Source organism: Lentzea sp. CA-135723 (assembly GCF_050936595.1).
Taxonomy (GTDB): domain Bacteria; phylum Actinomycetota; class Actinomycetes; order Mycobacteriales; family Pseudonocardiaceae; genus Lentzea.
The window spans coordinates 64052-90901 of record NZ_JBNJMK010000002.1; the positions used below are offsets into that span (position 1 = coordinate 64052).

The following is a 26850-nucleotide window of genomic DNA, read 5'->3' on the forward strand; positions in this document are numbered from 1 at the left end:
GACGGGCCGAGGGGGCCTTAAGCGCTCTCACCTGCGGATACTTCTGTCCACAGGTGAGAGCGCTCTCTTGTCTAGCGGCGGCCGAGCACGCGCGGGTCGGCGTGCAGGTTCTCGGCGAGCTTGATGGTGATGAACTCGTTGTTGTCCGGCTTGCCGGGGGTGCGGCCCGACGACGACGGGAAGTTGTTGTCGTTGAGGATCGCGATCGTGCGGTCGTCGAGGATGGTGACGTCCTCGATCGTGGTGAACGGGAAGCGGAACGGGTCGGCCTGACCACCGACGTGCCTGGGGTTGGCCAGGTTCAGCAGGTCCGCGACCAGCGTCTTGTCGAGCTTGCCGTCGCGGTTCCGGTCGCGCTTGTCGGCCAGGTACACGCGCTTGACCAGCGCGTCGGCACCCTGGGCGCCGTCGCGTTCGATGATCAGCAGGCGGTTGGCGTCGACCGCGATCGCGTCACCGATGGCGAAGTTCGGGTTCTCCAGCTGGTAGAGCCACTTCTTGCCGGTGTAGCGGTTCGAGGCGATGTCGAACTCGTTGAGGCGCAGCGTGCCCGGCTCGTCGCCGGCGACCGTGCCCTCCAGCAGGGTGTTGATCGTCTTGCCGTCCGGGGACAGCGTCATGCCCTCGAAACCCTTGCTGCTGCCGATGTTCGGGTTGCCCTCGGGGTTCTCCGGGGCGCGTACGCCGGGCAGCGCGACCGGCGCGGAGAGGAGACGACCCGCGCGGTCGAAGTGCAGCAGGTACGGGCCGAACTCGTCACCGATCCAGTAGGTGCCGTCCTTGCCGCGGGTGAACGACTCGACGTCGAGGTCCGCGCCCGTGAGCACGCGGTCGGCGCGCGTGAGCGGGGTCGTGATGTGGCCCCTGGGGTCGGTCAGCGTGATGCCGCCGAGCACGTCGACCTGGTTGGTGCCGAAGTCCGGCGCGACGCGGTGGATGCGCAGGTTGAAGTCGGCGCTGTTGGCCTTGGTGCCGTAGCCGTTGTCGGACAGCACGTCGAAGGTGCCGTCGCTGTTGCGCAGGACTCCGCTGAAACCCTGGACGGGCTGGTCGGCGAACGGCGGCGTGACGCCGTTGACCGGCGTGGTGCCGAGTGCCGCGCCGCTGGGCTCGCTGCCGGGGACGTAGGTCTCGGCGGGCAGCGACGCGAAGTTGGTCAGGGAGGCCTGCTTCTGCCCACCGTGACGGGCCGCTTCGGGAGCGGCGGCGGTCGGCGTGGCCAGCGCGGTGACGGTCAGCAGGGTGAGGCCTGCGGCCAGAGTTCTCCTCATGGCGAGACCCTATGTCGATCGTTTTACCCGTGGTTCCCGTCGTGGCAACAACTTGCGTGAACTCTTGACGTCATGACGACGACATGGCGCATGCGCTTCGAACTCAGCGACAGCCCCGGCGCGCTCGCGCGCGTCACCGTCCGCCTCGCCGCGGCCGACTGCAACGTGCTCGCGCTGCACGTGATGCCCGTGCCCGGTGGCGTGCTGGACGAGATCGTCGTGAGCGCGGGCGAGGGAGTGCTGCCCGCGGACCTCGTAGAGGCCGTGCGTGCCGAGGGCGCGCGCCGCGTCGGGATCACGCCCGCCGACGTGCGGGACCTGGTGGACGAGCCGACCGCTCTGCTGCGTGCGGCCCGGCTGGCGCTGACCGATCCGGGCTCCGTGTCGTCGGCGTTGCGGTCGGTGCTGCGCGCCGACTCGGTCGTCGCCGGTGAGGCGGGCGACGGTCAGGTCCAGTTGGGAGAGTGGGTCGTGCGGCGCGGCTGGGCGTCGTTCACGGATGTGGAACTCACGCGCGCGCAGGCGTTGATCGACCTCGTGACGTCGTCGGGGCCGGCGATGCGCCCGGTGCTGAGCGACGACGGTTTCGCTCTGGTGCTGCGCCCCGGTTCCGCCTCGGACGAGGACGCCGTCGCCTCGCTGCACTCCCGCTGTTCGATGAGGACGATGTTCAACCGCTACCACTCGGGCATGCGCACGGTTCCGCGCCGCTGGCTGCACCGCCTGCTGAGCCCGCCGCGCGGCACGACCGTGCTGGCGCAGTGCGGCGACCAGGTCGTGGCGCTGGGCCAACTCATCCACACCGGAACACCGGAGTGCGCCGAGATCTCCTTGTTGGTCGAGGACGCCTGGCAACGCCGTGGCGTGGGCGCGGCCCTGCTCAGCGCGTTGGCCTCGGACGCTCTGGCGGCCGGATTTTCGGAGCTCGTGGCGTGGTGCCTGCCCTCTGAGACGGCTCTGGTCCGCACCGCCGCCCGAGCCGGACTTCCAGCCACGACACGCCGGGAGGACGGTCTGCTCCGCGTTTCGATCAAGCCCCGCGGACAGGCCCGAACGGCACCGATCACCGCGGCCGCCGTGGAAAAATCACGATGAACAGCGCGGAAACCCTCCTCGGAGATCGCTTGGGGCTAAGCTCTTAGCGACTCAAAGGTTTTCATCGAGGAGTGGTGGTGCTCGTGTCCAACCACGCGCGTCCGACGTTGGAAGACGTTGCCGCGAGGGCAGGGGTCTCCCGAGCCACGGCGTCACGAGTGCTGAACGCGTCCCCGCGCGTGAGCCCGGAAGCGCTGGAGGCCGTCAACGCGGCCGTCACGGCCCTGGGCTACCAGCCGAACCGAGCAGCCAGGGCCCTGGTCACCCGCAGGACAGGCGCCGTGGCCGTGCTGTTCTCCGAGCCGGAGCCCAAGATCTTCGATGACCCGCACTTCGCGCGCCTGATCCGAGCCGGCGCCCGCGCGCTGGCCGACGTCGACGTGCAGATGGTGCTGATGCTCGTCCACTCGCCAGACGACCAGGCCCGCGCACACCGGTTCCTCGCCGGCGGCCACGTCGACGGTGCCCTGGTGTTCGCGCCGCACCGCAACGACGAGCTCGTGTCGATCGTGAAGAAGCTGCCGCTGCCCGTGGTGTACGCCGGCAAGCCGTGGGGCTCGCTGCGGGGCATGCACCTCGTGGACAACGACAACGAGGGCGGCGCGGTTCTGGCCACCGAGCACCTGAAGTCGCTCGGGCGCAAGAAGATCGTCCACGTTTCGGGTCCGTTGGACGAGTTGTCCGCTATCGACCGGTTGAACGGGTTCCGGTCCGCGTTGTCGTTGGACGACAAGGCCGTCGCCCGGGTCACCGAGGACGGCGGGTTCACCCGGGAGGGTGGGCGGAAGGCCATGTCGGCGTTGCTGTCGCGGGTGCCTGCGCTGGACGCGGTGTTCGTGGCCTCGGACCTGATGGCCGCCGGGGCGTTGGAGACGCTGGCCGAGGCCGGGCGGCGGGTGCCCCAGGACGTCGCCGTGGTCGGGTTCGACGATCACGTGGCCATCGCGGAGCACACCTCGCCGCCGTTGACCTCGGTGCGGCAGGACTCGGACGAGCAGGTCAAGGTGATGGTCGAGCACCTGATGAAGGTGCTGCGGGATGAGAACGTGAAGAAGAAGCAGCAGATGCTGCCTACCGTCCTGGTGCCGCGCGAGTCCGCCTGAGGTTTGCCCGGTTGCCCGGTTTGCGGTTGCTGAGGACGGTTCCTGTTCCAGCGGGGTTGGTCGCGTTCGGTTGGTCGGGCTGCGGTTGCGAGGGTGTTTGCGTGGGTCCTGCCGAAGTGCGAGGTGGCGATGGGGGCTTGACCTTGAGCCTCTGGCGGGATGCATTCGCGGCCTCAAAGCCGGGGATGAATGCGCCCCGGCCGGACCGGACAGGCGCCACGCCAGGTTTCACAGGTGGTCGGCTTGCGTTGACGGCTGTCCGGTTGGGAGCGCGCGCCTGGTTTGCGTGCGTGGTTGGGCTGCGTTGACGACTGCGGTTGACACCGCCTTGCGTCTCTCGCTGCCACCCGCCTTGCCTCGGCGTCCGCTCTCGCGGCCGCGTCGCCGTCCGCTCCGCCAGCAGTCCGCTCACTCCGCCGGTCTCGCGCGCTCCGGACTGTCGGATCCTCTCGGTACGTTGGGTCGCGGGGGAGCCGAAACCCGAGGGGACCCCTGCGTTCGCCTGCCTTGCGGCGCTAAGCCGCGCGGCTAGCCCAGGTTCTTGCAGGTGGGAGGCGGCAGCGGGTTCAGCGGGCTGCACGGCCAGCCGGACGACGACGGCGCGGTCGTCGTGGTCTGGGCCGGCGGGGGTGGCGGGGCCTCCGGGTTCGTGGCCGCCGGGGGTGGGGTGGTCTTCTTCGGCTGTTGCTGGGTGCTGGCCGGGGTGCTGCTCTCGCTCGACGACGAGGGAGCGCTGCTGCTCGGGGTGGAGCTGGTGGTGCTGCTCGGCTTGCTGTTCGCCGTCGAGCTCGTCCAGGTCGATGCCGGGGTTCTGCTTTGCGGGTCTTCGCCTGCCGCTCCGTGGATCGCCATGCCTACCAGCACACCGAGCAACGCTGACCCGAGCACAGCGGAACCACCTGCGGCCCACAGTGCGCGCACAGCGGTCCTCCTCTAAATGCTCACGGTTCGAAGTCGGGCGATCACGCTCCCGGCACAGTACCGGGTAGACCGGATGCAGGAGAACGCTCGCCCTGATGCCTTATCGGTTCCTTGATGGCCCCGGTTGAGTGATCGCTGTCACTGAACTGTTATCCGGGCCAGTACCAAACTGGCCCCGGAAAGGCCTGCCACCAGCACGGTTCCGGTCAGATGCCACGTCGGAGCGTCACCCGAGCAGGTGAACACCTCGGTGAAGCGTTCCGTGGAGCAGGTGACGAACGGGACCGATGACAAGGCGATGGACGCTGCCGCCACGCCGCCCAGCAGGGCGGAGCCGAACGTGCGCATGAGCGGGAACGCGGCGTTGACGGTGCCCACGGCCGCGATGGCGAAGAGGAGTGGGACGGGTCTGGGGAAGAGGCCGGTCAGCGCGCAGCCGACCATGAGGACGCCGAGCACGGCCTGGCCGATCCTCGCCTGTGTCGCCACGGCGAGGACCCTAACAACTCCGTAAGCTCTTTTCGGTCCGGTTTGGGCCAGTATTTTCGGTATGCGCCAGCGTCGTTTCCTGATTCCCGTCTCAGTTCTCGTGGTCGTCGCACTCGGGGTGGGGTTGTACCTCTTCCAGCCGTGGCGGCTGCTCACGGTTCGCGAAACGCACGAAGCGTTGCTCGTGCCGCCGGCGGCGACTCAGACCACTTCGCAAGCCGCTTCCCAAGCCTCCGCTCCGCCCTTCAGCGCACCCGCCGAAACGCCCGAGGAGGTCGCCGTGGGCGAGTGGCGTTCGCTCGAACACGCCACCACGGGTAAGGCGAGCCTCATCGCACTGCCGGGCGGCACGCATTCGGTCCAGTTCGCCGGACTCAACACCAGCGACGGCCCTGACCTGTACGTTTACCTGTCGCCGCACGCGTCGAGCTCGGCGGAGAAAACGTTCGGTCAGGGATTCACCAGCCTGGGCAAGCTGAAGGGAAATCGTGGCGACCAGGTGTACGAAATTCCCGCCGGAGTGGACGTGTCCACCATTCGGAGTGTCGTCATCTGGTGTCAGCGGTTCAGTGCCGGGTTCGCCGTCGCACCGTTGGAACAAGCCTGAAACATCGATACGAGATGCTGGTGAACAGGTATTGACTTTCCTGGTCTAGACCACATAGCGTCTGCGCCTACAACACAACATCGTCCCTTGCCGATGGGCGTGCGGAAGCCCCGTTGGCGAGGAGTACGGCTCACTGGTGGGCCACACCTGGCGGTGACGCGACTCCAACTCTCCCCGGAGCCGCGCCACCGCCGGTGGCGTTTACTGTGGGTCGTGCACTCCAGGACGGTGGCGATCCACTACGTGCGCGCGGCGCTGCGCGCGTGCCCGGAACCGTCCGCCGTGCTGCTCGGCGCGGGGATCCCGGCCAGCCTCCTCGCGGACGACCGGGCGCGCGTCACGCCCGCCCAGTACACGAAGTTCGTCCAGACGCTCTGGGAAGTCCTCGACGACGAGTTCATGGGCTTCGGGCCGCGACCGTCCAAACGGGGCACGTTCGCGATGATGTGCCTGCTCGCCGTGCACTGCCCCGACCTCGAGTCGGCGCTGCGCAGGGGACTCCAGTTCTACGCGCTCTTCGACCAGCCGCTGGACCTGGAGCTCGACGGCGGCCGCTTCACGCTCGACGTGCCCGGCGACCCCGACCACTTCCTCACCGAATCGCTGCTCGTGCTGTGGCACCGCTTCTCGTCGTGGCTCATCGGCCGCCGCATCCCGTTGCGCGGCGCGGAGTTCGGGTACGCCGAACCCGCGCACGCCGCCGAGTACCACCTGATCTTCGGCTGCCCGCTGCGGTTCGGGAGCACGCGGACCACCATCGAGTTCGACCCGAAGTTCCTGCGCATGCCGGTGGTGCAGGACGAGGCGGCGCTGCGGCGGTTCCTGCGGCACTCGCCCGCGGAACTGTTGTCGCGCAGGGACCACGGCGCGGACACGGCTGGCCACGTGCGCAGGCTGCTGGGCCGCGGCGTCACGGGGCTGGAGGCGGTGGCGCAGCAGCTGGGCGTCTCGGCGCCCACGCTCAGAAGAAGACTCGCCACCGAGGGGACGTCGTTCCGCGAGGTGCGCGAGCAGTTGCTGCGCGACCAGGCGGTCGCGTCGCTGGTGCGCGGCGGGGAGTCGGTGGAGGAACTGGCGCTGCGCCTCGGGTTCTCCGAGGCGAGCGCCTTCCACCGGGCCTTCAAGCGGTGGACCGGTTCGTCACCGGGCTCCTACCGGGCCTGACTCACCAGTCCCACGAGTCGGAGGCGATCGTGTCGGTGGTGGGCAGCAACGTGTCGATCGAGGCCGGGCCGGCCAACGCGAGCATCGCGGCCGCGGCGGACACCAGTGCGGTGAACAACTTCTTCATGCGACGAGCATGCGGCCGCCCGGAGGACGGCCGCAAGCACTTCAAAACGTCCCAAAACCTCAGAACTCGTCGCGCTCCCGCAGTGAAGCCGGCGGGCGGAACCGTTCGCCGTAGGTGTCGGCGAGGTAGTCCGCGCGCTCCACGAACGCCTGCACGCCGCAGGAGTTGATGAACTGCAACGTGCCCCCGCTCCACGGCGCGAACCCGAACCCGAAGATCGAGCCGATGTTCGCGTCCGCCACGGACGTCAGCACGCCCTCGTCCAGGCACCGCACGGTCTCCAGCGACTGCACGAACAGCAGCCGGTCCCGCACGTCCTGCTCGGACACACCGGCGTCGGCCTTCACGAACCGGGTCGTGAGCTCGGGCCACAGGAACTTCTTCGAGCCGTCCGAGGGGTACTCGTAGAACCCGGCGCCCGTCGACTTCCCGCTGCGCCCCAACGACACCAGCTCGCGGATCAGGTCGTACGCTGGGCTGTCGCCCACCAGCGACGGGTCGTCGGCCAGCGTCTGGTCGTGGATCTTCAGCTGCAACGACAGCGTCACCTCGTCCGAGACGGCCAGCGGGCCGACCGCCATGCCGGACTTCTTGGCGACGTTCTCGATCAACGCCGGCGCCACGCCCTCGGCCAGCATCGTGATCGCCTCGATCACGTACGTGCCGAACGTCCGCGAGGTGTAGAAGCCGCGCGAGTCGTTGACCACGATCGGCGTCTTCCCGATCTGCCGCACGTAGTCCAGCGCGCGCTGGAGGGTCTCCTCTGACGTCTTCTCACCGCGGATGATCTCCACGAGCCGCATCTTCGGCACCGGCGAGAAGAAGTGCAGGCCGATGAACCGCTCCGGCGCCGTCACCGCCGACGCCAGGCCGGTGATCGGCAGCGTCGAGGTGTTGGACGCGATCACGGCGTCTCCCAACGCCTTCGCCTCGGCGGCCGGCAGCACCTTGTTCTTCAGCTCGCGGTTCTCGAAGACGGCCTCGATGATCAGGTCGCAGCCCTCGAGGTCGTCGTCGGAGTCGGTCGGCGTGATGCCTTCCAGGCCCTGAGCGCCCTTCTGCGCGCCTTCGAGGCTGACGTCCTTCAGCACCACCTCGATGCCCGCCTTCGCGGACACCTCGGCGATTCCGGCGCCCATCATGCCCGCGCCCAGCACACCGAGCTTGGCAACGCGACGGCCTGTGGCCGACGCACGGCCGTTGACCTCGTTGAGGTTGAACCAGAACGCCGTGATCATGTTCTTGGAGACCTGACCGGAGGCCAGTTCCACGAAGTACCGGCCCTCGATCTTCAGCGCCGTGTCGAAGTCCACGTAGGCGCCCTCGACGGCCGTCGCCATGATCTTCTCCGGCGCCGGGTACACGCCGTGCGACTTCTTGCTCAGCACGGCCGGGGCGGCGGCGAGCAGCCCGTAGCTGTTGGGGTCACCGAACTTCAGGTCCGGCACGCCCGCGCCCTGCACGTCCCACGGCTGCTGCGGCGCCGGGTTCGCCTTGATCCACGCGACGGCCTCGGAGAGCAGCTCCTCGCGCGTCTCGACGACCTGGTGCACGATTCCGGCCTGCAGCGCGCGTTCCGGGCGGAGCTGCTTGCCCTCCATGAGCAACGGCAACGCCTTCTGCACGCCGAGCAGCCGCACCATGCGCGTGACGCCACCGCCGCCGGGCAGCAGGCCGAGTGTGGCCTCGGGCAGACCGACGCGGATGCCGTTGTCGTTCAGGACGATCCGGCGGTGCGAGGCCAGCGCGATCTCGAACCCGCCACCCAGCGCGGAGCCGTTGATCGCGGCCACGACCGGCTTGCCGAGCTTCTCCAGCCGGCGCAGCTGCGACTTGAGCTCCTCCACGCCCTCCAACGCCTGCGCGGCGTTCTCCGGCGTGATCGCGATGAGCACGTTCAGGTCGCCACCGGCGAAGAAGGTCTTCTTGGCGGACGTGATGATCACGCCGGTGATCTCGTCGCCCTCGAGCTTGGAGACCGCGTCGCCCATCAGGTCGCGGTACTCGTCGTTCATGACGTTGGCGGAGCCGGACATGTCCATCGTCAGCGTGACGATGCCGTCGGCGTCCTTGTCGTAGTGGAAAGGCATCCGTCAGACCCTCTCGATGATCGTCGCGATACCCATGCCGCCGCCCACGCACAACGTCGCGAGCCCGCGGCGCAGGTCCCGGCGCTCCAGCTCGTCGAGCAGCGTGCCGAGGATCATGCAGCCGGTGGCGCCGAGCGGGTGCCCCAGCGCGATCGCGCCGCCGTTGACGTTGACCTTGTCCTCCGGGATGTCCATGTCCCGCAGGAACTTCAGCACGACCGACGAGAACGCCTCGTTGACCTCGAACAGGTCGATGTCCTCGACCGAGAGCCCCGCCTTGTCCAGCGCCTTGCGGGCGGACGGCGCCGGGCCGGTCAGCATGATCGTCGGCTCGGTGCCCACGACCGCGACGGACACGATCCGGGCGCGCGGGGTCAGGCCGAGCGCCTTGCCCGCCGCCGCGGACCCGATCAGCATCGCGGCGGAGCCGTCGACGATCTGCGACGAGTTGCCCGGCGTGTGGACGTGCGAGATGCGTTCGACGGTGGGGTAGCGGTCGATCGCGACGGTGTCGTAGCCGAGGTCGCCGTGGAACTGGAAGCTCGGCTTGAGCCTGCCGAGGGACTCCACGGTGGACTCGGGACGGATCGTCTCGTCCTCCTTGAGCACCACCGTGCCGTTCTGGTCGACGACCGGCACGACGGACCGTTCGAACCAGCCGTTCTTCTGCGCCTCGAACGCGCGGGCGTGCGACCGGGCGGCCCACTCGTCGACGTCGGTGCGGGAGAAGCCCTCCAGCGTCGCGATCAGGTCGGCCGAGACGCCCTGCGGCACGAACGACAGGTCGAAGTTCGTGGCGGGGTCGATCGCCCACGCGCCACCGTCGGACCCCATCGGCACGCGCGACATCGACTCGACGCCGCCCGCGACCACCAGGTCCTCGAACCCGGACGCGACCTTGGCCGCGGCGAGGTTCACCGACTCGAGGCCGGACGCGCAGAAGCGGTTGAGCTGCACCCCGGCCGGGCGCTGGTCCCAGCCGGCGGCCAGCACGGCCGTGCGGGCGATGTCACCGCCCTGCTCACCGAGCGGAGACACCACGCCGAACACGACGTCGTCCACCGCGGAGGTGTCGAGGGAGTTTCGTTCGGACAGCGCGCGCAGCACACCGGCGGCCAGATCGACGGGCTTGACGCTGTGCAGCGACCCGCGCTTCCCCTTGCCGCGCGGCGTGCGCACCGCGTCGAAGATCAAGGCTTCGCTCATGACACCACGCTAGGCCCGGCCGGCAGAGCTGGCCATGACCGTGGAGGGTGACCGATTAGCTCACCCGGAACTCCATGTGCTCGGGCTCGTCGACGTCCACGAACCCCAGCCGCCGGTAGAGCCGCCGCGCGGGCAGGTTGTCGTCCCAGACGCGCAGCCGCACGACCTTCCAGCCCTCCTCGGCCGCCCACGTCAGCACGGTCCTGACCAGCGCTTCCCCGACGCCCCGGCCGCGGTGGGAGTCGCGCACCCACATCGAGTAGAGGTAGAGGCCCTCCGGCTTCGCGGTCGCGGCGACCAGGGCCACCGGCGCGGGGTCGAGCGCGACGAGCTTCAGGCCCTCCGCGGCCCGCTCCCGCCACTCGTCCTCGGTGTAGACCTGCTCACGGGCCAGCGTCGACCCGAACTCCTCGGGGTCGCTCGCCAGCGCGTCGAGGCGGATGTCACGCCAGAGCGCCCACTCGTCCGGCTCGACCTGGTGGATGTGCATACCGGTCAGTCTGGACGACCGGGGTGGGAATTTCGCTCAGTTTTCGGCGGCCGCACTGGCGCGGCGGTCATGGCGTGGACCACCGCCCGGTGGTTTCGTGGACCGCATGGCAGAGCGTCGATCGCGGTGGATGGACAGCGACCTGGACCAGTTGCGCCAGCTCGCGCGCACGTTCTTCGAGAAGGAGGTCACGCCGAACCTCGAACGCTTCGCCGAGCAGAAGCAGGTCGACCGCGACCTGTGGCGCAAGGCCGGCGACCTCGGGCTGCTGTGCCTGAGCATCCCCGAGGAGTACGGCGGTGGCGGCGGCACGTTCGCACACGAGGCCGTGTTGTTGGAGGAGCAGGCACGGGCGGGCGACAGCGCGTGGGGCAACAGCGTCCACAGCGGCATCGTCGCGCACTACCTCAACTCCTACGGCACCGAAGAGCAGAAGCTGCGCTGGTTGCCGAAGCTCGCCTCCGGCGAGTACGTCGGGGCGATCGCGATGACCGAACCCGGCGCGGGGTCGGACCTCCAGGGCATCCGGACGAAGGCGATCCGCGAGGGCGACGAGTACGTCATCAACGGCTCGAAGACTTTCATCACCAACGGCGTGCACGCGGACCTCGTCATCGTCGTCGCCAAGACCGACCCGGCGCAGGGCGCCACGGGCATCTCGCTGCTCGTCGTCGAGAACGACATCCGGCGCGGCCGCGTGCTCGACAAGGTCGGCATGAAGGGCCAGGACACCGCCGAGCTGTTCTTCGACGACGTGCGCGTGCCCGCTTCGAACCTCCTCGGCGGGCAGGAGGGCCTCGGGTTCGTCCAGCTCATGCAGCAGCTGCCGCAGGAACGGCTGATCATCGGCGTCTGCTGCATCGCGGGCATCGAGGCGGCCACCGAGCTGACGCTCAAGTACGTGAAGGAGCGCCAGGCGTTCGGCAAGGAGCTGATCAAGTTCCAGAACACCAGGTTCAAGCTCGCCGAGTGCGCCACCGAGGCGGCCGTGACCAGGGCGTTCATCGACGAGTGCATCGAGAAGCACCTGCGCGGCGAGCTCGACGTGCCGACCGCGGCGATGGCGAAGTGGTGGGCGAGCGACCGGCTGAGCAAGGTCGTCGACGAGTGCGTGCAGCTCTTCGGCGGCTACGGCTACATGAACGAATACCCGATCGCACGGGCGTGGTCCGACGCACGGGTGCAGCGCATCTACGGCGGGACGAACGAGATCATGAAGGAAATCATCGCGAGGTCCCTGTGAGCGGGCCTTTGGCAGGACTGCGGGTCGTCGAGCTGGCCGGGCTCGCGCCCGCGCCGTTCGGTGCCATGGTGCTCGCCGACCTGGGCGCGGACGTGGTCCAGGTGCACAAGCCGGGGAGCGTGCCGACGATCCCCGGCGACTTCCTCACCCGCTCGCGGCGTTCGATCGCCGTGGACACCCGCAAGCCCGAAGGGGCCGAGCTGGTGTTGCAGCTGGTCGAGCGCTCGGACGTGCTGATCGAGGGCTTCCGGCCGGGTGTGACCGAACGGCTGGGCATCGGGCCCGCGCAGGCCCTGGCCCGCAACCCGCGCCTTATATATGGACGCATGACCGGCTGGGGGCAGGACGGGCCCCTGGCCGACCGCGCCGGCCACGACATCAACTACATCGCCGTGGCGGGCGCGCTGGAGCCGCTGGGACGGGCAGGCGGGCCGCCGTCGTTCCCCGTCAACCTCCTCGGCGACTTCGGCGGGGGAGGGCTGCTGCTCGCGCTCGGCGTGCTGGCGGCGCTGTACGAGAGGGAACGCTCCGGGCGCGGCCAGGTCGTCGACGCGGCGATGGTCGACGGGGCCGCGCTGCTGACGACGTTCCTGCACGGCATGCGGGCAGCGGGCATGTGGAGCGGTGGCCGCGGCGAGAACATGCTCGACGGTGGAGTGCCGTTCTACGACGTCTACGAGGCCGCGGACGGGCGGTACGTGGCCATCGGCGCGCTGGAGGAGAAGTTCTACGCCGACCTGGTGCGCGTGCTGGGCCTGGAGGACGCTCCGTCGCGCAACGACCCGGCCAACTGGCCTGAGCTGCGGGAACGCATCGCGGCGGCGGTGAAGACCCGGCCGCGGGACGAGTGGGCGGACCTCGCGCGGCACACGGACGCGTGCCTGGCGCCGGTGCTCACCCCGGCCGAGGCGGTGCATCACCCGTACAACGCAGCCCGCGACACTTTCGTGGACGTGTCCGGTTCGTCGCATCCGGCGCCCGCGCCCCGGTTCGACCGCACTCCGGCGTCGGTTCCGACGGCACCTGTTTCTACCGGAACGAACACCGATGAAGTGCTTGCCGACATGGGTGTGGCGGCCGACCGAATTATGGAACTGCGGCGGTCTGGAGTAATTGGATGAATACTCGGGTGCGCATTAAAGACGCCACGAAGGCGTGACGGTGCGTGATGGGTCGTGTTCGGCATCCGGGTGAGGCCCGGTGCAACAGTCTCGCTTCCAAGCTGTGGGATCCGAGGGAGTCCGTGTTCACCTCGTGCCCAGGACATCGGCGCAGCTGAAGCCTGTCTTTAGCCGCCATTCGGGTGACGTTGGCCGCCGTGCAGGCGTGTGCCGCTGGCAGAACCAGGGGAGAGTTTGGCGTGGTCGTTGTTCATCGGCCGGGTGAATGAGGGACCATGACGGGTGACACGGGCGGTCCGCCGCCTGACCGGTGAACCACACGGACGGAGAGGTACCTGTGAACCTCAAGAAGGTGCTAGTGCTGGCGGGCGTCGCGCTGGTGCTGTTCCTCCTGATCACCCAGCCCGAGCAGTCCGCTTCTGCGGTCCAGCAGGTTCTCGGCTGGCTGCGTCAGGGCGCGGAGTCGATCATCACCTTCGTCAGGAGCCTCTTCGGGACGGCCACCCCGCTCAGCTAGTGACGGTCGGTGATCCTCGACCGTCAGCGTTGAGCCGGACGGGTGGAATGCGGCCAATCACGCACTGGTAACGGGTGTTCTGGGGATTCAGGGTCTGGCGATTGTCAGACCTACCGAATACCTTCCGCTGCAATGGCCGATCCCCGACCGACGAGGAGGCATTGATGGTCGAGGACTCCGGGGTCCACGAGCTGTTGCAGCAGTGGGCGGCTGAACGGTCTGATGACGCAGAGATGCAGGAGGTGAACCGGATCAAGAACGCGTGGCTCGCGGAGGCTCCCCCCTCGGCGCCCGGCATCCCCGTCCAGCGGGGCGGCAGGAGTGGGTCGCGTGGCTTGGTCAAGGTCGACTCGGCGGATCCGGCCTACGTGGCCGCGATGCGCAAGCGGGCGCCGGAGGCACCCGAGGCACTGCTCGCCGCCGCGGCGAGCTACTGGCAGCTCGTGGGCGACGTCGCCGAGGCCGAGCAGTGGTGGGACGCGGGCATCAGCCCGTTGGACCAGCGCGCGCTCGACTACCGCGCCGCCGGCCTCACGCCTGCCGACCTCGGAAGGCGCCTGGGACCGATGACGGTTCTCCAGCACCTCCGTCGTGGCTCCGCCGCGGCCTGGTGCGTTGCTCGTCTGCAGAGGCAGCGCCGGGACGGCGTGGCGTAAGTAGGAACGGGCTGTCGGAGGCGGCAGCCCTGTATCCACTTCGTCGAACTGGCACGCGGCTCGTGCGGGGCGCGCTCGCCGAACGTTCGTTCGCCATGTTTCTCAGCTGAGGGCCGAGGTCCTCACACCCCACGGGGTGGCCTCCTCTTCGCGGAGGCCTCGTCAGCGGTGTCGCGCGCTCGCGGAGCGCGCTCGCCGGAGCTGACATCGGAGTGTTTTCGCAGGGGGCGGCCCCCTGACCCCCGGAAGTGCTCCCAAGTAGTGTGGAGGTCGTGCGCGGCCTCCTTACTCCCCAGCGTGTGCTGATCGCGTTCGCCTGTCTGGCGGCGCTGATCGTCTGTTGCGGGCTCGCGTACTGGCAGTGGCAGCGCTTCGAGTCCGCCAGCGGCACGTTCCAGAACCTCGGGTACGTGCTCCAGTGGCCGCTGTTCGGCCTCTTCCCCCTCTTCATGGTCTGGCGGTTCCGCAAGCTCGCCCGCGAACGCCGTGACGAGGCTCTCTCACCCGAGCCGGTTGCACCCGCTCCGCGGCCGGAAAGTACGGTTGTCGCCGTCAAACCCGCGCCTGTCGAGCACTTCGACGATGACGAAGACGCGGAGCTCGCGGCCTACAACCGCATGCTCGCGGACCTCAACGCGCGGGACGGTCGTTGAGCGAAGGCGGGCAGATGAAGGGTGCGTTGACCCGGTTCAGGGTCATGGCTTACGTGGTCGGAGTCTTCCTGCTGCTCCTGGTCGTGGCGATGGTGCTCAAGTACGCCGCGGACATGGGTGGCGCGATGAAGGTCGTCGGCCCCGTGCACGGTTTCCTCTACGCCATCTACCTGGTGATTTCCGTCGACCTGGCGCTGAAGCTGCGCTGGTCCATCAAGGGCACGGCGCTGGTGCTGCTCGCCGGCACGATCCCGTTCCTGTCGTTCTGGGCGGAGCGCAAGGTGGTCGAGAAGACGGCGCAGGGCGTGCCGCTGTGACGTTTGGCCTGCTAGCGTCTGGGGCTACCAACTGAACACGGCCGTCGATGTCGCGCGGGAGAGCTCCCTTCGGTGGGAGCACCGTAGGAGCAACTCCTCCCCGGAATCTCTCAGGTACAGGTACCGCGCGACGCAGGCAACTCTGGAAAGCAGGCTCCCCGGGAGCCTCGCCCACGGTGCAAGCCACTCCGGTGGTGAAGCTCTCAGGCTCATGACAGAGGGGGAGGCTCGCTCAAGTGAGGAGTCTCCGATGGACCGTGTCATTCTTCTGATGCCTCAGCCGGCCGCGTCCGGCTCTTCGGCGCACCCTGGAGGAGCGTTCTGATGTCCCGCCTCACGCCTCTGAACGCCGAGCACGAGCAGCTCGGCGCGATGTTCACCGACTTCGCGGGCTGGCGGATGCCGCTGCGCTACTCGTCCGAGCTCGCGGAGCACCACGCCGTGCGCCAGACCGCCGGACTGTTCGACCTCACGCACATGGGTGAGATCGTGCTGACCGGACCGCAGGCCGGCGAGGCCCTCGACCACGCGCTGGTCGGGCACATCTCGGCGCTGGCCGTCGGCAAGGCCCGCTACACGATGATCACCCAGGCCGACGGCGGCGTGATCGACGACCTAATCGTCTACCGCCTCGGCGACGAGGAGTTCATGGTCGTCGCGAACGCCTCCAACGCTTCAGTGGTGGCTGAAGCACTGGTCGAGCGCGCGTCCGGGTTCGACACGGTCGTGACCGACAAGTCGACGGACTACGCGTTGATCGCGATCCAGGGCCCGAAGTCGGTCGAGATCCTGTCGGGCCTGACCGAGACGGACCTGTCGACCGTCAAGTACTACGCCTCCTACCCGTCGCAGGTCGCCGGCGTCGACGCGCTGCTCGCCCGCACCGGCTACACCGGCGAGGAGGGCTTCGAGCTGTTCGTCGCCCCCGCCGACGCTGGCGCCGTCTGGGCGGCGTTGCTGGAGGCCGGCGAGGCGCACGAGCTCAAGCCGTGCGGTCTCGGCTGCCGCGACACGCTGCGCCTCGAAGCCGGGATGCCGTTGTACGGCAACGAGCTCACCACGTCGCTGACGCCGTACCACGCCGGTCTCGGCCGCGTCGTGAAGCTCGACAAGCCCGGCGACTTCGTGGGCCGCGACGCGCTGACGAAGGTGTCGGAGTCCGATGTGGACTCGGTCCTGGTCGGGCTGAAGACCCCCGAGCGCCGGGCGCCTCGGCACGGCTACGCGGTCCTGAACGGCGACGACGTCGTGGGCGAAGTGACGTCGGGCGCGCTGTCCCCGACCCTCGGCTACTCCGTCGCCATGGCCTACGTGAACAAGGCCAGTGCCGAGCCCGGCACCCCACTGCTGGTCGACGTCCGCGGCAAGAAGCAGCCGGTCGAGGTCGTCGCACTTCCGTTCTACAAGCGCGCCAAGTAGGGAGATCTGCCAGATGTCCGACCAGTTCAACGCTTCCCTCGCGGAGTACGACCCCGAGGTGGCGCAGGCCGTGGCGGCCGAGCTGGCGCGCCAGCAGGGCACGCTCGAGATGATCGCCTCGGAGAACTTCACGCCCGTGTCGGTCCTGCAGGCCCAGGGCTCGGTGCTCACCAACAAGTACGCCGAGGGCTACCCCGGCCGTCGCTACTACGGCGGCTGCGAGCACGTGGACGTCGTCGAGCGCCTCGCCATCGAGCGGATCAAGTCGCTCTTCGGCGCGGGCTTCGCGAACGTCCAGCCGCACTCCGGCGCGCAGGCCAACGCGGCCGCCATGTTCGCGCTGCTCCAGCCCGGCGACACGATCCTGGGCCTCGACCTCGCGCACGGCGGCCACCTGACGCACGGCATGCGCATCAACTTCTCCGGCAAGCTCTACAACGTCGTGCCGTACCACGTCTCCGACGGTGACGGCCGCGTCGACATGGCCGAGGTCGAGCGCCTCGCCACCGAGCACCGCCCGAAGCTGATCGTCGCCGGCTGGTCCGCCTACCCGCGGCAGCTGGACTTCGCCGAGTTCCGCCGCATCGCGGACTCGGTCGAGGCCTACCTGATGGTCGACATGGCGCACTTCGCGGGCCTCGTCGCCGCTGGCCTGCACCCGTCGCCCGTGCCGCACGCGCACGTCACGACGACCACGACCCACAAGACCCTCGGCGGCCCGCGCGGTGGCGTGATCCTCTCCAACGAGGCCGACATCGCCAAGAAGATCAACTCGGCGGTGTTCCCCGGCCAGCAGGGCGGTCCGCTGGAGCACGTGATCGCGGCCAAGGCCGTGGCGTTCAAGCACGCCGCCTCGCCCGAGTTCGCCGACCGCCAGCGCCGCACGCTGGAGGGCGCGCGCATCCTGGCCGACCGCCTGTCCCAGGCCGACGTGGCCGCGGCGGGCGTGAAGGTCCTCACCGGCGGCACGGACGTCCACCTGGTCCTGGTCGACCTGGTGAACTCCGAGCTCGACGGCAAGCAGGCAGAGGACGTGCTGCACCAGATCGGCATCACGGTCAACCGCAACGCCGTGCCGAACGACCCGCGTCCGCCGATGGTGACGTCCGGTCTGCGGATCGGCACGCCGGCGCTCGCGACCCGCGGGTTCGGCGAGGTGGACTTCACCGAGGTCGCCGACGTGATCGCGGAGGCCCTCAAGCCGGGCGCCGCTATCGACGAGCTGCGTGCGCGCGTCGAGGTGCTGGCGGCGAAGCACCCGCTGTACTCCACGCTCTGATCTCGTCCACGAAGAAGGGGCGCCACCCGCGGTTCGGGTGGCGCCCCTTCTTCTTTTACCCCGGAGCGAAAACGACGGGAACCCCGGCCCCTTCCCCAGGGCCGGGGTATCACCGTGTCAGGGTGTGTGGTGTCTCAGATGGACCGTCCTAACGGGATGCTGTGGGGTTACGCCGCAGGTGCCGTCACGCCGGGCGGGAGGCACTCGACGTTGCGCTTGCCGTCGGGCTGGATCACGAACCACGTACCGCCGATGCCCTGGCCGGCCCACTTACCGGGAGCCGGGTCCTTCGAGTAGGTGTAGAGGGCCCAGCCGTCGATCGCGACCTGCTTCTTGCCGTCAGCGCGGGTGATCAGCGACACCAGCTTCGAGTCGACGCCTTCGAGCTGCGGAACGGTGTCCGACAGCACCGGCGGCCACGTCACGGCGCACTGGTCGTTGCAGTTGGACTTGCCTTCGGGCTTCGGGACGTCCTTGTCGAAGCGGTAGAGGGTCCGGCCGTCGCCGTCCTGGACCACGTTGCCCATCTTCTCGACGGCCTTGCCGACCAGCTTGATCGAGCTCACCGGCGGCGCTGCCGGGGGCTGCGCCTGTTGCTGCGCGGGAGCTTCCGGGGCCTGCTGCTGCACCTGAGTCTCGGGGGCCTGCGCGGGCTCCTGGAGTACCGGGGGCTGACCCACGTCGCCGTAGTCACCGAGGACGCCCAGGTCGGTTTCGGTCTGTGCCACCGGCTTGGAGTTGCTCGAGCCACTGCCCGTGGCGCTCCAGACACCCAGACCCAGCACAACTGCCAGTCCCGCGGCGAGCCCGATGGCGATGCGGTTACGTCGGATCACACTCATGTCCTCCTTGTCCATCTGTTCGCTCTATCGAGGCCATACGGCCGGGGTTGCGTCTCGGTTCAGAAACGAACCGAACCTCTTGCTGTCTCGAACGTCTGGCGGAGCCGGGTCACGCAGGAGGTGCAAGGTGGTCGTCGCTGGTCAGCTGGCGGGAATGGCCGAAAAGGTGCTGGGCGCGCCGTTGCCGATCGGAATTCGGGCGTGGGACGGGAGCGTGGCGGGCCCGCAGGACGGGACGGTCCTCGTGATCCGCTCCCGCGACGCGCTGCGGCGGCTCGTGTGGAGTCCGAACGAGCTGGGCCTCGCGCGCGCGTACGTGAGCGGGGAGCTCGACGTGGAGGGCGACCTCGCGGTCGGCCTCTCGCAGATCTGGGGTCTCGTGCGCCGGGGCGTGACGCGCCGTCCTCGGCTGTCGGAGGTCGCGAAGCTCGCGCTGCGGCTGAAGGTGCTCGGGCCCAACCCGGACGCGCCCCGCGAGGAGGCACGGCTGCGCGGCGCGTTGCACTCGAAGGGTCGTGACCGTGATGCCATTTCGCATCACTACGACCTGAGCAACGACTTCTACCAACTCGTGCTCGACCCGAGCATGGCGTACTCGTGCGCGTACTTCACGTCCGAGGACGAGTCGGTCGCCGACGCGCAGCACAACAAGCTCGACCTCGTCTGCCGCAAGCTCGGCCTGGAGCCGGGCATGCGCCTGCTCGACGTCGGCTGCGGCTGGGGTTCGATGATCATCCACGCGGCGAAGCACTACGGCGTGCACGCGACCGGCGTGACGATCTCCGCGCAGCAGCGCGCGCACATCCTGAAGCGCATCGAGGCCGAGGGCCTGACCGGCCGGGTCGAGGTGCGCCTGCAGGACTACCGCGAGGTGAGCGACGAGCCGTTCGACGCGATCTCCACCATCGAGATGGGCGAGCACGTCGGCGAGAGCAACTACCCGACGTACGCCGCGACCCTCTTCCGCTTGCTGAAGCCAGAGGGACGCCTGCTGCTGCAACAGATGTCGCGCGGCCACAACGCACCCGGCGGCGGCGCGTTCATCGAGTCGTACGTCGCCCCGGACATGCACATGCGCCCGGTGAGTGCCACGACGGGCTTCCTGGAGGCCGCCGGGCTGGAGATCCGTGATGTGCACGCACTGCGCGAGCACTACGTTTGGACCGTGCGCGCATGGGCTCAGACCTTGGAAGACCGCTGGGACGACGTCGTCGCGCTCGTGGGCGAGGGCCAGGCACGGGTCTGGCGCCTGTACCTCGCGGGCGGCGCGCTGACGTTCGAGGAGGGACGGATGGGCGTGGACCAGATCCTCGCGGTGCGGCGCAGCGAGAACGGCCGCAGCGGCATGCCGCGCGTCCGCCGTGAGCTGGTGGCCCGATGACCTACCTGATCACGCTGCTCGTCGTTCTCGTCCTGCTGAGCGGCCTGTTCCTCTACGCCGACGCCCGCAAGCGCTACGACCTCATCGACTCGGTGTGGGGCCCGGGCTTCGCCGTGATCGCCGTCGTGACGCTGCTGCTCGCGGACGGCGACCTGACCCGGCAGCTCGTCGTCACCGCGCTCACCGTCGTGTGGGGCGTGCGCCTGGGCGTGCACATCCACTCCCGCAACCGCGGCAAGGACGAGGACCCGCGCTACCAGGACATCCTGAGGCGTGCCAAGGGAAACCCGCGCCTGCGGATGTACCGGGTCTACCTGTTGCAGGCCGTTCTGATGTGGATCGTGTCCCTGCCGGTCCAGGTTGCGCAACAGCTCGACGCACCGTTCGGGGTGCTGGACGTCCTGGGCGTGGTGCTGTGGGTGGTCGGCTTCACGTTCGAGGCCGTGGGTGACTGGCAGCTCGCGCAGTTCCGCGCGGACCCGGCGAACAAGGGTTCCGTGATGGACCGCGGGTTGTGGCGGTACACCAGGCACCCGAACTACTTCGGCGACTCGGTCGTGTGGTGGGGCCTCTACCTGTTCGCGCTGCACTCGTGGCTGGGCGCGGCGACGATCATCGGCCCGCTGGTCATGACGTGGCTGCTCGCGAAGGGCAGCGGGAAGCCGTTGCTGGAGAAGGACATCGTGTCGCGGCGGCCTGGGTACGCGGACTACGTGCGGCGCACGAGCGGGTTCTTCCCGTTGCCGCCGAAGAGCAAGGTGGGCTGAGGGCGGGGTCTGGCTGAGCCGAGGCGTGGTGCTCTCGGCTCAGCCGGGATGCGCGCTGCCGGCCTGCGGGCGAGAGCCTCGGCCGGACGCGCGCTGCCCTGCGAGAGGCCACGCCACGCCTCCGCCGCGCCCACCTTGCCTCCGTCCGGCTCGCGGGCCTGCGTCGCTGCCCCGCCCCCTTCCCGCAGCTCGCGCCGCTCGGCGCGCTCTCCCGGCGCCCCGTGCCGCGCGGCTGCGCGGGTTAGTGTGGCCGGGTGGGCAACGACATCTCCTTCCCGCGCCAACAGGCGCGCACCCAGCGGTTCACCGTCGGCGCACCGAGGACGTTCTCGGTGTCGGCGGACGGCGGCCGTGTCTTCTTCCTGCGCCCGGCGACGGCCACGAGCCGTGCGAACGGGCTGTGGGAGCTGAACACCGCCACCGGCGTCGAGCGGCTGCTCGCCGACCCGGCGGCGCTGCTGTCCGACCCCGAGGACCTCCCGGCCGAGGAGAAGGCGCGACGGGAACGCACCCGCGAGTCCGGTGCGGGCATCGTCGGGTACGCCCTCTCGCGGGACGCCTCGGTGGCCTCGTTCGCGTTGTCGGGGCGGCTGTTCGTGGCCGATCTGACCGACGGCACCGCCAGGGAGCTGCCCACGCGGGGTGGTGTGATCGACCCGCGCGTCGACCCGACGGGGCGGCGTGTGGCGTACGTCACGCGCGGGACGCTCCGGGTCGTCGAGCTCGAGTCGGGCGAGGACTACGCGGTCGCGGTGCCGGACGGCGAGGACGTCACGTTCGGGCTGGCCGAGTTCATCGCGGCCGAGGAGATGTCGCGGTACCGCGGGTACTGGTGGGAGCCGAACGGCACGCGCCTCATCGCCGCGCGCGTGAACAACTCCGAGGTGCAGCGCTGGTTCATCGCGGACCCGGCCAACCCCGGCACGGCGGCCACCGAGATCGCCTACCCGGCGGCCGGCACGACCAACGCCGAGGTGTCGCTGCACGTGGTGTCGCTGGACGGCACGTTCGTGCCGGTGCTGGTCGACTTCGACTACCTCAACGACGTGCACTGGTCGTCCGGCGGTGCGCCGCTGATCGTCACGCAGACCCGTGACCAGCGCACTCGCCGCATCTACGCGCTGACGCCCGACACGGGCGCCGTCGCCGAGGTGGCCGTGGAGACCGACCCGGTGTGGCTCGAGGTCACCGACGGCGTCCCCGCCTGGACGCCGGACGGCAGGCTCGTGCGGATCGTCTGCGAGGGCGACGAGTACGCGCTCAAGGTCGGAGACGACGTGGTGACGTCCGGCCTGCAGGTGCGCCGGGTGCTCGACGTGCAGGACGACTCGATCCTGATCGCCGCCTCCGAGGACGACCCCACGCAGACGCACGTCTACGAGGTCGGCCAGAAGACCGAGCGACTGTCCAAAGCGGACGGTGTGAACTCGGCGATTCGAGGTGGCGGAACGGTTGTGCAGGTTTCGGCCACTTTGGACACTTACGGCAGCAGGGCGACGGTCGGCGACCACGTGATCGAGTCGTGGGCCGACACGCCGGTCATCAGGGCGCGGCCGAAGATGCTCGTCCTGGGCGAGCGGGAGCTCCGGGGCGCGCTGCTGCTGCCGAGCGACCACGTCCAGGGCACCAAGCTGCCCGTCCTGATGGACCCGTACGGCGGTCCGCACGCCCAGCGGGTGGTGTCGGCCCAGAACGCCTTCCTGGCGTCCCAGTGGCTCGCCGACCAGGGTTTCGCGGTTCTCGTGGTGGACGGCCGCGGCACGCCCGGCCGGGGGCTGAAGTGGGAGCGCGAGATCGCGTTCGACTTCGCCGGCGCCACCCTCGAGGACCAGGTCGACGCGCTCGAGGCGGCCGCGAAGACCGAACCCGACCTCGACCTCACCAGGGTCGCCATCCGCGGCTGGTCCTACGGCGGTTACCTGTCCGCGCTGGCCGTCCTGCGCCGCCCCGACGTCTTCCACGCGGGCATCGCGGGCGCCCCGGTGACCGACTGGCGCCTCTACGACACCCACTACACCGAGCGATACCTCGGCCACCCGGACGAGAAGCCCGAGGTCTACGACACCAACTCGCTCATCGACGACGCGGACAAGCTCTCCCGCCCGCTGATGATCGTTCACGGCCTGGCGGACGACAACGTCGTGGCCGCGCACACCCTGCGCCTGTCCAGCGCCCTGCTGGCCGCGGGCCGCCCGCACACCGTGCTGCCGCTCTCGGGCGTCACGCACATGACCCCGCAGGAGCAGGTGGCCGAGAACCTCCTGCTCCTCCAGGTCGACTTCCTCAAGAAGGCACTGGCCTGACGAGAACGGGGCGCTTCCCCGAGAGGAAGCGCCCCGTCCACAACGCGGATCAGGCCAGCGACTGCCGTACCCGGTACGGCGGAATGCTGTTGCCCACCAACGCCAGGTCGTCGATCGACTCCGGCTGGTAGCCGGCCGTCTTCAACCGCTCGACCATCAACGCGGCCGGGTCCTCGACGACGTCCGCGCGCCCGAACAGGTACGCCCACTCGTGCTCGTCGGAGCCGTAGTACGCGACCGTGTCGAACACCTCGTTGAACCGCTGCCAGGAGCGGATCAGCGTGGTGTTGCGCCACATCGTCTGGCAACCGGACTGGTTGACGACGACGCCACCGGGACGCAGCAGCGCCTTGCACATGCGCAGGAAGTCGGCGCCGTACAGGCGGTTGTGCTGCGCCTCCTCCTCGCGCTCGTCGGGCAGGTCCACCAGCACGATGTCGTACTTCTCCGACGTCGTGCGGATGTACTCGAACCCGTCGATGTACTGCACGCGGATCGGGCCGTCGCCCTTCTCGGCGAGAGCCAGCTCCTCGGGCGTGTAGCCGTACGGCAGGTGCTCCGCGCACAGCTTCACGGCCTGCTCGTCGATGTCGATGTGGTCGACGACCGACGCGCCGTGCTCGACGGCCATCTGGCACACGACACCCTCGGAGGAGCCGATGACCAGCACGCGCTCGACGGTGTCGGCCAGCAGCAGCGCCGGCACCATCAGGGCCTCGTGGTAGGTCAGCTGGCTGAACTCCGTCGACTGGCGGTCGTCGTCGCAGAACAACGACAACCCCTGGGCCGTACGGGCGATCACCAGGTGCTGGAAGTCGGTCTTGGTGTCGACCAGCACCTCGTCCACGCGCCAGTGGCGGGTCATGCCCTCGGCGAGCGGCTCGTTGATGACGTTCACGCGGCGTGCTCCTTGATGCCACGAGTGACGACATCCGTGCTCACATGAGCGGCGCCCAGGGCGTCAGCGAGTAGCTGGACGGCGAGTGCGGGTTTTGCACGTGTACCGCAGGTGAACACGTCGACGAACACCGACCCCACTTCGGGATAGGTGTGGATCGACGCATGGGATTCCGACAGCAGAGCCAGCACGGTGACTCCTTGAGGATCGAACTTCTTGGAGATCACCTCCAGCACGGTTGCGTCGGCCTGCGTGAGAACCTCACCAAGGGCGTGCTTGAGGAACTGCTCGTCATCGAGCAGATCGGCACTCACACCCGAGAGCTCTGCAAGTACGTGCTGTCCCGCGAACAAACCGACGGTCTCCTCGGTCTGACAGGGCGCTTCGGACATCAATCACTCCAAACTATGTGATGTGCAAACGGTCTTAGACGCAGTACGTGGCCAACGGCGGGAAGCCGTTGAAGCACACGGACGAATAGGAGGAGGTGTAGGCGCCCGCGTGGAGGATGTCCACGTGGTCACCGGCCACCAGGTCGAGCGGCAGGTCGTACCGGGTGTGCTGGTAGATCACGTCGTCCGCGTCGCACGTCGGACCGGCCAGCACGATCGGGCCCACCGGGCCGCCGTCGCGCGAGGTCCTCAGCGCGTACGCGATCGCCTCGCCCTCGGTCTCGGCGAGGCCCTGGTAGCGGCCGATGTCGATGTACACCCAGCGGCGTTCGTCCGAATAGGACTTCCGCGACACCAGGACGACCGACGAGCGGATCATCCCGGCCTCGGCGGAGATCGCCCGGCCGGGTTCGATCATCACCCTGGGGCGCACGGCGCCGAAGTGGCGCGCGACCGAGGCCTCGATGGCGGCGGCGAACGACTCCAGTGACGGCGTGGACTCCTGGTACACGGCGGGAAGCCCGCCGCCCAGGTTCACCGTGGACGTCTCGATGCCCTCCGCGCGCAGCTTCGCGGCGATCAGGGCGGCGTCGGCGATGCCGGAGTCCCAGCCCTGCACGGAGAGCTGCTGCGACCCCGCGTGGAACGCGACGCCGAGAGGAACGAGCCCCAACCCGTGCGCCAGCCGCAAGAGATCCGTCGCCATCTCCGGATCGCAACCGAACTTGTTGCCGAACGGGTAGGTGGAACCCTTGCCGTGGACGAGAATCCGCACCAGGACGGACGAACCGGGCGCGTGCGCCGCGACGAACCGCACGTCCTGCTCGCTGTCCGACACGAACATCCGCACCCCGCGCGAGTGCGCGTACGCGATGTCGGCGGCCTTCTTGATGGGGTTGCTGTAGGAGATCGACGACGGCGCGGCGCCGCGCGCCAGGCACAGGTCGATCTCCGCGGGGGACGCCACGTCGAAGTGCGAACCCTGCTCCACCAGCGTGCCGACCACGTCGGACTCGGGGTTGGACTTGACCGCGTAGAAGATGTCGACGGACGGCATCGCGGCGTGAATCGCCTGGTAGCGCGCGCGAATCGTCTCGAGGTCGATCACCAGACACGGTGTCGACGGGTTCTCCTGGTCCAGGAAACGCCGAATACGAGCCTCTGCCTCGTTGCGCCGGTCAACGGCGAAGCTCTCGGTCATTTCCCCAGGGTTCCCCCTTCATCCGCCCGTGTTCCGTACGCGGGCACGGCCGTCCACTCTACGGCCTGGACACCGAAAGTGCGCAATCCAGTCCGCCCGAGTGTGATTTACCCAGCAGAACGCAGCTCGATCATCGTGATGTCGGGCGGGGCGCCGACGCGCACCGGCGGACCCCAGAAACCCGCGCCACGACTGGTGTAGAGCCAGGTGTCGTCCACCTTCGACAACCCGGCGGTGCTGGGTTGCTGCAGCGGCACGAACAAGTTGAACGGCGCCATCTGTCCGCCGTGTGTATGACCGGACAACTGGAGGTCTACGCCGTGTGAAGAGGCGTCGGTGACCTGCACGGGTTGGTGCGACAGCAGGACGACCGGGTTGTTCCGGTCGCGTCCCGCGAGCGCCCGGCCGAAGTCCGGCCCGTCGTCGTAGGACTTCCCGGTCACGTCGTTCACACCCACGAGCTCGATGCCGCCGGCGACCGTCAAACCCTCGTTGCGCAACGGGTTCACGCCGAGACGTTCCAGTTCCGAGATCCACTGCTCGTGCCCGGAGAAGTACTCGTGGTTGCCGGTCACGAAGAAGCTGCCCTGCTTCGACACCAGGTCCCGCAACGGCGCCGCGGCCTCGCCCAGCTCGGCGACGGTGCCGTCGACCAGGTCGCCGACGATCGCGACGAGGTCCGCCTCCTGCTCGTTGATCATCCGCACGATCCGCTCGGTGTGCGAACGCCCGAGCAGCGGCCCGAGGTGGATGTCGCTCACCACGGCGATCCGGAACCCGGACAGCGCGGGCCGGAGCTTGTCCAGCTGCACCGGGACGTTCAGCAGCTGCGGGTCGCCGAGCGCCTGCGTCATGCCGTACCCGACGACACCGCCGGCGGCGACCCCGGAACCGATGGCGACCGACCGTGCGATGAACAGCCGCCGCGACGGGTCGGGCACGACCTCGACCGGTTCGACGGCCTCGGCACCGGCGCCGACGGGCACCGGCGCGGCGGCCGCGCGCCTGAGCAGGATCCGCCGCGGGATCTCCGCGATGCCGAGCGCGATCGCCAGGTAGAACAGCACCGCGAGCCAGATGAACCCGGGCCAGGCGAAGAACTTCCCGTACTCCGGCGGCACCCTGCGCGTGACGACGAGGGCGCTCATCAGCATCAGGAACATGCCGGCGACGGCGACCGCGCCGATGCGGCGGCCGAACGTGCGGGGACGCGTGGTGTCCACGACCAGCCGCCGCCACAGGTACAAATGGCCCAACGCGACGGGGACGCCGAGGAGCAAAAGGAAAATCACGACATC

27 protein-coding genes and 2 riboswitches are annotated in these 26850 nt (G+C 69.1%); of the genes, 16 read left to right on the forward strand and 11 right to left on the reverse strand.

Features of this window, described 5'->3' with window-relative positions; all coding sequences use genetic code 11:
* Positions 1–71: 71 nt before the first annotated feature.
* Positions 72–1271, reverse strand: coding sequence for an esterase-like activity of phytase family protein (locus tag ACQEU1_RS36185; RefSeq protein WP_433212224.1), 1200 nt, complete (start codon positions 1269–1271; stop codon positions 72–74).
* A 72-nt stretch (positions 1272–1343) separates the two neighbouring features.
* Between ACQEU1_RS36185 and ACQEU1_RS36190 the strand changes: the two genes are divergently transcribed.
* From ACQEU1_RS36190 to ACQEU1_RS36200, 3 genes are all read left to right on the forward strand, one after another.
* Positions 1344–2366 carry a GNAT family N-acetyltransferase gene (locus ACQEU1_RS36190; protein ID WP_433212227.1) on the forward strand — a complete coding sequence of 341 codons (1023 nt, stop codon included), beginning with the start codon at positions 1344–1346 and terminating at the stop codon, positions 2364–2366.
* 74 nt (positions 2367–2440) lie between these two features.
* Complete coding sequence (locus ACQEU1_RS36195; RefSeq protein WP_433216953.1) at positions 2441–3469, forward strand: LacI family DNA-binding transcriptional regulator; 1029 nt, start codon at positions 2441–2443, stop codon at positions 3467–3469.
* A 547-nt stretch (positions 3470–4016) separates the two neighbouring features.
* Entirely contained in the window at positions 4017–4406 is a 390-nt protein-coding gene (locus ACQEU1_RS36200) for a hypothetical protein (protein WP_433212230.1), read from the forward strand.
* 122 nt (positions 4407–4528) lie between these two features.
* On the opposite strand, the gene ACQEU1_RS36205 is transcribed toward ACQEU1_RS36200, so the two are convergent.
* The gene (locus tag ACQEU1_RS36205) at positions 4529–4879 is read right to left on the reverse strand and encodes a hypothetical protein (protein ID WP_382439938.1); all 351 of its coding nucleotides are present in this window, start codon (positions 4877–4879) and stop codon (positions 4529–4531) included.
* 61 nt (positions 4880–4940) lie between these two features.
* Between ACQEU1_RS36205 and ACQEU1_RS36210 the strand changes: the two genes are divergently transcribed.
* Positions 4941–5486 carry a DM13 domain-containing protein gene (locus ACQEU1_RS36210; protein ID WP_433212233.1) on the forward strand — a complete coding sequence of 182 codons (546 nt, stop codon included), beginning with the start codon at positions 4941–4943 and terminating at the stop codon, positions 5484–5486.
* A gap of 213 nt (positions 5487–5699) precedes the next feature.
* Complete coding sequence (locus ACQEU1_RS36215) at positions 5700–6650, forward strand: AraC family transcriptional regulator (protein ID WP_433212236.1); 951 nt, start codon at positions 5700–5702, stop codon at positions 6648–6650.
* Position 6651: 1 nt separating this feature from the next.
* Here the strand turns inward: ACQEU1_RS36215 and ACQEU1_RS36220 are convergent, their stop codons facing one another.
* The 4 genes from ACQEU1_RS36220 to ACQEU1_RS36235 are packed head-to-tail and all read right to left on the reverse strand — an operon-like array spanning position 6652 to position 10563.
* Positions 6652–6777, reverse strand: coding sequence for a hypothetical protein (locus ACQEU1_RS36220; protein ID WP_433212239.1), 126 nt, complete (start codon positions 6775–6777; stop codon positions 6652–6654).
* A 59-nt stretch (positions 6778–6836) separates the two neighbouring features.
* On the reverse strand, positions 6837–8867 hold the full coding sequence (locus ACQEU1_RS36225; protein WP_433212242.1) for a 3-hydroxyacyl-CoA dehydrogenase NAD-binding domain-containing protein: 2031 nt from the start codon (positions 8865–8867) through the stop codon (positions 6837–6839).
* 3 nt (positions 8868–8870) lie between these two features.
* The gene (locus tag ACQEU1_RS36230) at positions 8871–10073 is read right to left on the reverse strand and encodes an acetyl-CoA C-acetyltransferase (protein ID WP_433212245.1); all 1203 of its coding nucleotides are present in this window, start codon (positions 10071–10073) and stop codon (positions 8871–8873) included.
* Between the two features lie 55 nt (positions 10074–10128).
* A complete protein-coding gene (locus ACQEU1_RS36235; RefSeq protein WP_433212248.1) occupies positions 10129–10563 on the reverse strand; it encodes a GNAT family N-acetyltransferase in 435 nt (144 codons plus the stop codon).
* A gap of 106 nt (positions 10564–10669) precedes the next feature.
* Between ACQEU1_RS36235 and ACQEU1_RS36240 the strand changes: the two genes are divergently transcribed.
* The 8 genes from ACQEU1_RS36240 to glyA all read left to right on the forward strand — a co-directional run bounded on the left by ACQEU1_RS36240 (position 10670) and on the right by glyA (position 17768).
* On the forward strand, positions 10670–11806 hold the full coding sequence (locus ACQEU1_RS36240) for an acyl-CoA dehydrogenase family protein (RefSeq protein ID WP_433212251.1): 1137 nt from the start codon (positions 10670–10672) through the stop codon (positions 11804–11806).
* On the forward strand, positions 11803–12927 hold the full coding sequence (locus ACQEU1_RS36245) for a CaiB/BaiF CoA transferase family protein (protein ID WP_433212254.1): 1125 nt from the start codon (positions 11803–11805) through the stop codon (positions 12925–12927). Before ACQEU1_RS36240 ends, ACQEU1_RS36245 begins: the two co-directional genes overlap by 4 nt.
* A gap of 337 nt (positions 12928–13264) precedes the next feature.
* Positions 13265–13444, forward strand: coding sequence for a hypothetical protein (locus ACQEU1_RS36250; protein ID WP_266041674.1), 180 nt, complete (start codon positions 13265–13267; stop codon positions 13442–13444).
* A 164-nt stretch (positions 13445–13608) separates the two neighbouring features.
* Positions 13609–14100 (forward strand): transcriptional regulator, encoded by a 492-nt coding sequence (locus ACQEU1_RS36255; RefSeq protein WP_089917100.1) that lies wholly within the window; start codon positions 13609–13611, stop codon positions 14098–14100.
* Between the two features lie 272 nt (positions 14101–14372).
* Positions 14373–14753: a hypothetical protein gene (locus tag ACQEU1_RS36260; RefSeq protein ID WP_433212259.1), complete on the forward strand. Its 381-nt coding sequence runs from the start codon at positions 14373–14375 to the stop codon at positions 14751–14753.
* A 14-nt stretch (positions 14754–14767) separates the two neighbouring features.
* Positions 14768–15070, forward strand: coding sequence for a DUF3817 domain-containing protein (locus ACQEU1_RS36265; RefSeq protein ID WP_363776122.1), 303 nt, complete (start codon positions 14768–14770; stop codon positions 15068–15070).
* A 45-nt stretch (positions 15071–15115) separates the two neighbouring features.
* Positions 15116–15206, forward strand: a riboswitch (glycine riboswitch).
* A gap of 1 nt (position 15207) precedes the next feature.
* A riboswitch (glycine riboswitch) is annotated at positions 15208–15295 on the forward strand.
* A gap of 99 nt (positions 15296–15394) precedes the next feature.
* The gene (gene gcvT, locus ACQEU1_RS36270) at positions 15395–16489 is read left to right on the forward strand and encodes a glycine cleavage system aminomethyltransferase GcvT (RefSeq protein WP_433212262.1); all 1095 of its coding nucleotides are present in this window, start codon (positions 15395–15397) and stop codon (positions 16487–16489) included.
* Positions 16490–16502: 13 nt separating this feature from the next.
* Positions 16503–17768 carry a serine hydroxymethyltransferase gene (gene glyA, locus ACQEU1_RS36275; protein WP_433212265.1) on the forward strand — a complete coding sequence of 422 codons (1266 nt, stop codon included), beginning with the start codon at positions 16503–16505 and terminating at the stop codon, positions 17766–17768.
* A 167-nt stretch (positions 17769–17935) separates the two neighbouring features.
* On the opposite strand, the gene ACQEU1_RS36280 is transcribed toward glyA, so the two are convergent.
* Entirely contained in the window at positions 17936–18604 is a 669-nt protein-coding gene (locus tag ACQEU1_RS36280; RefSeq protein ID WP_433212268.1) for a COG4315 family predicted lipoprotein, read from the reverse strand.
* Between the two features lie 160 nt (positions 18605–18764).
* Here ACQEU1_RS36280 and ACQEU1_RS36285 point away from each other — a divergent pair, with 160 nt between their 5' ends.
* The 3 genes from ACQEU1_RS36285 (at position 18765) to ACQEU1_RS36295 (ending at position 23061) form a co-directional block, all read left to right on the forward strand.
* Positions 18765–19991: a class I SAM-dependent methyltransferase gene (locus tag ACQEU1_RS36285; RefSeq protein ID WP_433216956.1), complete on the forward strand. Its 1227-nt coding sequence runs from the start codon at positions 18765–18767 to the stop codon at positions 19989–19991.
* Entirely contained in the window at positions 19988–20758 is a 771-nt protein-coding gene (locus ACQEU1_RS36290) for a DUF1295 domain-containing protein (RefSeq protein ID WP_433212271.1), read from the forward strand. Before ACQEU1_RS36285 ends, ACQEU1_RS36290 begins: the two co-directional genes overlap by 4 nt.
* Before the next feature lie 254 nt (positions 20759–21012).
* Positions 21013–23061 carry a prolyl oligopeptidase family serine peptidase gene (locus ACQEU1_RS36295; protein WP_433212274.1) on the forward strand — a complete coding sequence of 683 codons (2049 nt, stop codon included), beginning with the start codon at positions 21013–21015 and terminating at the stop codon, positions 23059–23061.
* Positions 23062–23110: 49 nt separating this feature from the next.
* Here ACQEU1_RS36295 and ACQEU1_RS36300 read toward each other — a convergent pair whose 3' ends face one another.
* The 4 genes from ACQEU1_RS36300 to ACQEU1_RS36315 all read right to left on the reverse strand — a co-directional run bounded on the left by ACQEU1_RS36300 (position 23111) and on the right by ACQEU1_RS36315 (position 26844).
* Positions 23111–23926 carry a spermidine synthase gene (locus ACQEU1_RS36300; RefSeq protein ID WP_433216959.1) on the reverse strand — a complete coding sequence of 272 codons (816 nt, stop codon included), beginning with the start codon at positions 23924–23926 and terminating at the stop codon, positions 23111–23113.
* Positions 23927–23955: 29 nt separating this feature from the next.
* On the reverse strand, positions 23956–24351 hold the full coding sequence (gene speD, locus ACQEU1_RS36305; RefSeq protein WP_086665301.1) for an adenosylmethionine decarboxylase: 396 nt from the start codon (positions 24349–24351) through the stop codon (positions 23956–23958).
* Between the two features lie 34 nt (positions 24352–24385).
* A complete protein-coding gene (locus ACQEU1_RS36310; protein WP_433212279.1) occupies positions 24386–25552 on the reverse strand; it encodes a type III PLP-dependent enzyme in 1167 nt (388 codons plus the stop codon).
* Positions 25553–25659: 107 nt separating this feature from the next.
* Complete coding sequence (locus ACQEU1_RS36315) at positions 25660–26844, reverse strand: metallophosphoesterase (RefSeq protein WP_433212282.1); 1185 nt, start codon at positions 26842–26844, stop codon at positions 25660–25662.
* Positions 26845–26850: the final 6 nt, after the last annotated feature.

What these genes read in the sequence shown, in the direction of transcription:
- ACQEU1_RS36255 (WP_089917100.1), top strand. Translation starts at nt 13,609, where the DNA reads ATGGTCGAGGACTCCGGGGTCCACGAGCTGTTGCAGCAGTGGGCGGCT.
- ACQEU1_RS36235 (WP_433212248.1), bottom strand. Translation starts at nt 10,563, where the DNA reads ATGCACATCCACCAGGTCGAGCCGGACGAGTGGGCGCTCTGGCGTGAC.
- ACQEU1_RS36240 (WP_433212251.1), top strand. Translation starts at nt 10,670, where the DNA reads ATGGCAGAGCGTCGATCGCGGTGGATGGACAGCGACCTGGACCAGTTG.
- ACQEU1_RS36185 (WP_433212224.1), bottom strand. Translation starts at nt 1,271, where the DNA reads ATGAGGAGAACTCTGGCCGCAGGCCTCACCCTGCTGACCGTCACCGCG.
- ACQEU1_RS36290 (WP_433212271.1), top strand. Translation starts at nt 19,988, where the DNA reads ATGACCTACCTGATCACGCTGCTCGTCGTTCTCGTCCTGCTGAGCGGC.
- speD (WP_086665301.1), bottom strand. Translation starts at nt 24,351, where the DNA reads ATGTCCGAAGCGCCCTGTCAGACCGAGGAGACCGTCGGTTTGTTCGCG.
- ACQEU1_RS36190 (WP_433212227.1), top strand. Translation starts at nt 1,344, where the DNA reads ATGACGACGACATGGCGCATGCGCTTCGAACTCAGCGACAGCCCCGGC.
- ACQEU1_RS36265 (WP_363776122.1), top strand. Translation starts at nt 14,768, where the DNA reads ATGAAGGGTGCGTTGACCCGGTTCAGGGTCATGGCTTACGTGGTCGGA.
- ACQEU1_RS36220 (WP_433212239.1), bottom strand. Translation starts at nt 6,777, where the DNA reads ATGAAGAAGTTGTTCACCGCACTGGTGTCCGCCGCGGCCGCGATGCTC.
- ACQEU1_RS36300 (WP_433216959.1), bottom strand. Translation starts at nt 23,926, where the DNA reads ATGACCCGCCACTGGCGCGTGGACGAGGTGCTGGTCGACACCAAGACC.
- ACQEU1_RS36230 (WP_433212245.1), bottom strand. Translation starts at nt 10,073, where the DNA reads ATGAGCGAAGCCTTGATCTTCGACGCGGTGCGCACGCCGCGCGGCAAG.
- ACQEU1_RS36225 (WP_433212242.1), bottom strand. Translation starts at nt 8,867, where the DNA reads ATGCCTTTCCACTACGACAAGGACGCCGACGGCATCGTCACGCTGACG.
- ACQEU1_RS36285 (WP_433216956.1), top strand. Translation starts at nt 18,765, where the DNA reads ATGGCCGAAAAGGTGCTGGGCGCGCCGTTGCCGATCGGAATTCGGGCG.
- ACQEU1_RS36310 (WP_433212279.1), bottom strand. Translation starts at nt 25,552, where the DNA reads ATGACCGAGAGCTTCGCCGTTGACCGGCGCAACGAGGCAGAGGCTCGT.
- ACQEU1_RS36210 (WP_433212233.1), top strand. Translation starts at nt 4,941, where the DNA reads ATGCGCCAGCGTCGTTTCCTGATTCCCGTCTCAGTTCTCGTGGTCGTC.
- gcvT (WP_433212262.1), top strand. Translation starts at nt 15,395, where the DNA reads ATGTCCCGCCTCACGCCTCTGAACGCCGAGCACGAGCAGCTCGGCGCG.
- glyA (WP_433212265.1), top strand. Translation starts at nt 16,503, where the DNA reads ATGTCCGACCAGTTCAACGCTTCCCTCGCGGAGTACGACCCCGAGGTG.